The 3,551-nt window shown below is 64.0% G+C and carries 4 protein-coding genes; 3 read left to right on the forward strand and 1 reads right to left on the reverse strand.

The features are described 5' to 3' along the window. Positions 1-144 precede the first annotated feature (144 nt). From JOZ79_RS08070 to JOZ79_RS08080, 3 genes are all read left to right on the forward strand, one after another. A complete protein-coding gene (locus JOZ79_RS08070) occupies positions 145-528 on the forward strand; it encodes a cobalamin-dependent protein (RefSeq protein ID WP_294072999.1) in 384 nt (127 codons plus the stop codon). A gap of 102 nt (positions 529-630) precedes the next feature. Beyond that, positions 631-1,698, forward strand: a complete 1,068-nt coding sequence (locus JOZ79_RS08075; protein WP_294073001.1) for a CoA transferase — start codon at positions 631-633, stop codon at positions 1,696-1,698. A gap of 191 nt (positions 1,699-1,889) precedes the next feature. Next, positions 1,890-2,774: a GTP-binding protein gene (locus JOZ79_RS08080; protein WP_294073004.1), complete on the forward strand. Its 885-nt coding sequence runs from the start codon at positions 1,890-1,892 to the stop codon at positions 2,772-2,774. A 95-nt stretch (positions 2,775-2,869) separates the two neighbouring features. Here the strand turns inward: JOZ79_RS08080 and JOZ79_RS08085 are convergent. Further along, a partial coding sequence (locus JOZ79_RS08085; RefSeq protein WP_294073007.1) for an enoyl-CoA hydratase/isomerase family protein occupies positions 2,870-3,551 on the reverse strand: 682 nt, incomplete at its 5' end.

The following is a 3,551-nucleotide window of genomic DNA, read 5'->3' on the forward strand; positions in this document are numbered from 1 at the left end:
TCGGAGAGTTGGTGACCGCGCTCAAGGCGGTGTGGGGCGAATTCCAGCAACCGGTGGTGTTCTGATCAGTGCGCACGCGACGAAGGAACTCGAGATGAGCGCGCGTGCGAAGAAGGGCGGGTACTGATGGGGGCTCGTGTCCTGGTGGCGAAACCCGGTCTCGACGGACACGACCGCGGCGCAAAGATCGTCGCTCGCACGCTGCGCGATGCCGGATTCGAGGTCATCTATACCGGAATTCGCCAGCGCATCGAAGACATCGTTTCGATCGCGCTGCAGGAGGACGTCAAGCTTGTTGGGCTTTCGATCCTTTCGGGCGCCCATGTGGCCCTGACCGCCCGCACCGTCGATGCGCTGCGGGCTGCGGACGCCGGCGACATCGCGGTGGTCGTCGGCGGCACCATCCCCCAGGCCGACGTGCAGAAGTTGTTGGATGCCGGCGCAGCAGCAGTGTTTCCGACGGGTACGTCACTGGAGACCCTCGTCCGAGACGTACACGCCCTGACGGATGCCGGGGGAGAGGACTAATGCGGCTTGGCGTGAGATCGGTGCGTCGATTGCCGATTGCACGCGCAAGTTGGTCGAAACACCGGACCGGCGCATGATCACGTCGCTACCCCAGGTTGTTCGGTGACCGAATCGACGAGATCTCGGCCCGCGGGCCCTCTCGCCGGTATCCGGATCCTTGAGATCGGCCACATGCTGGCCGGGCCATACGCCACGATGATGCTGGCCGATCTGGGGGCCGAGGTCATCAAGATCGAACCACCGGGCGGCGACATCTCGCGGCAAGTCGGGGATTCATATTTCGCCAGCCTCAACCGAGGCAAGCGCAGCATTTGCGTTGACCTCACATCCGAGACGGGCCAGCGCGAGTTCGGTGAACTAATTTCCGGATCGCATGCACTGCTGGCGAATTTGAAACCATCCGCCATCCGCCGATACGGCCTCACCTATGAAGCGCTGCGGGTGTGGAACGAGCGGATTGTCTGCGTGGCGCTCACCGGTTTTGGTCTGGAAGCGGGTGATGATCCGGCATTCGACTACGTCATTCAGGCGACGACCGGTGTCGCCGCGCTGACCGGCGATCCGCTTGGACCACCGACCTTGCCGGGATATTCCGCGGCCGACAATTCCGCCGGACTTACTGCTGCCCTTGGACTGCTAGCCCAGATCGTCTCCGGCCGCGGAGGGCAGGTCGAGGTATCGCTACGTGATGTGATGCTTTCCCAGCTGAACTATCGCGCGTCGGCCTACCTCAACGACGGCATTGAGCCGCAGCGATTGCCGATGGGTGCACACTCGTATTACGTCCCAGCTCAGCTCTTTTCGACTGCAGACGGATTCCTGGCACTGTTTATCACCCACGACAAATTCTGGAAAATATTCGCCGCTGAGGCCAACATCGCAGGGCCCGAGACGATGACGGAGCGGGCCGCCCGCCGCGACGAAGTTCTCACCTTAGTAGGCAGCGCGCTGGCTACCGATACCGCCGCGAACTGGGAATCGCGGCTGCGTCCACTCGGCGTGCCGGTCGCTGCCGTCCGAACGCTGCCCGAAGCGCTCACCGCCAATCCGGAGGTGATCGTTGCCGCGGGCGCATTTCGGTTGATCCGAAGCCCAATTCGGATCGACGGGTATGAACCCGATTACGGCGCACCACCGCGTCTTGATGAGCACGGCGGAGCTAATCTCTGAGTTTGCGGCCACAGTCGGCTGCAGTACAAACCACTGTTCGATCATTGGGCGATATCGCCGGAAGGGAACGAATGCTCTACGTCGCTAGCCACGAGCCGACGGTAGGCCTTACCGGCAACAGCGTCCTGGCATCGTTTCGTCATCGCGGCGAGTCAGAGCGGTTGCGGGAAACCCGGATCTGATGGTGATGTATGAATGTCGCTGATCTCATCCAGGCATCGCTGAGCGGCTCTACCCGAGCGACGGGTCGTCTGCTGAGCCTGATCGAGGGCGCTCGTCGCGACGATGTGCTGGCAGCTTTGGACACAGCCTCCGCCCGGGTTATCGGCATTACTGGTCCTCCCGGCGCAGGAAAGTCGACGACGATCGCCGTGCTGGTTGGCGCCTACCGCGAACGGGGAATGCGAGTCGCGGTGCTCGCGGTGGACCCGTCATCGCCTTACAGCGGCGGCGCCATCCTCGGCGATCGCATCCGGATGACCGCCCACATCAACGATTCCGATGTGTTCATCCGCTCGATTGCAACCCGCGGTCACCTCGGCGGTCTCGCCGCCGTGGTCCCCGCGGCGATCCAGCTCCTTGCAGCACTGTCCTACGACCTGATCGTGCTTGAAACGGTCGGTGTCGGTCAGTCGGAGATCGAGATCGCCGCCGTCGCCGATCCCACCGTCGTCATCCTCAATCCCGGTGCGGGTGACGCAGTACAGGCCGCGAAAGCAGGCCTACTCGAAGTGGCTGACATTGTGGTCGTCAATAAGGCCGACCGCGAGGGCGCGAGGGAAACCGCCCGCGATCTGCGGGCCGAGACATCGGCCCCAGTCCTCACACTCGTTGCAGCGCGCTCCGAGGGCCTTACCGAACTGATAGCCGCGATCGACGCGCACCACCGCGCCGACACGCCCGCCCGGAGGGCATCGCGTGCTCGGGCACAGATCCTGTCTCTGGCGCAAACTCGTCTGCACAGCCACCCTCAACTCGCCGGTTTGGCCGCTGCCGTCGCTGAGGGTCGATGCGATCCATATACCGCCGCTGGTCTGCTGCTGATCGAGTCCGCCACCGCCGATAAATCCGATTAGTTCACTGATCCGACAAGCACCGATCCGGCCGAACCCCCCGCGACCATGTGAAGCCGTTGGCGCCGGGCATCAAGATGATCGCGATCGCGACTGATTCATCGGCTGCGTTTCATCACTCGGTCCGCCGCGGCCCAATGCTCTTCGGATACCCATAGCGAGGCGAAAGCTGCGACGGCGTCGTGGGCCGGCACGCCCGAGATGACGCGCTTGATGTCGCCGGCAGGCCTATTTGCCAGCGCCCGTGCCAAGGAACGCCACTCAGTTTCGAACGTCGCCCTAGGCAGCACGCGATCCACCAGCCCGACCCTTTCGGCTTGATCGGCGGTGAGTACGCCCCCGGTGCCCGCGAGCATTAGCGCGCGGCCGCGGCCGACGAGGGCCGCGAGTCGCTCCGCGCCACCCCAAGCCGGCATTATTCCGAGGGACACCTGATTGAACCCGATCTTGATGTCGTCTGCGGCCACCCGTATGTCGGCGGCGACCGCGACCTCCGCTCCGCCCCCGAGTGCGTGCCCGTTTAGCGCGGCGACGACCGGGGCGGGGAAATTCGCGAGCTCATCACAAAGCGACCGCATCCGCCATGCCATGGCTGCCGCCTGCTCTTCGGTTCGCAACGCACTAAGCTCCTTGAGGTCCCCGCCCGAAACGAACGCCGTATCTCCCTCGCCCCGAATGACCAGGCACAGCGCGCCCTTGGCGCCGACTATGGCCTGCCCAAGCTGGTCCATGGTCTGAGGCGCGATGGCGTTACGAGCATTGGGCTGATTGATAGTGATG

Origin of the sequence: Sphingomonas sp., assembly GCF_019242355.1 — a bacterium.
GTDB lineage: Bacteria > Pseudomonadota > Alphaproteobacteria > Sphingomonadales > Sphingomonadaceae > Sphingomicrobium.

Coding starts and splice junctions, on each gene's coding strand:
- JOZ79_RS08080 (WP_294073004.1), top strand. CDS start 1,890: ATGAATGTCGCTGATCTCATCCAGGCATCGCTGAGCGGCTCTACCCGA.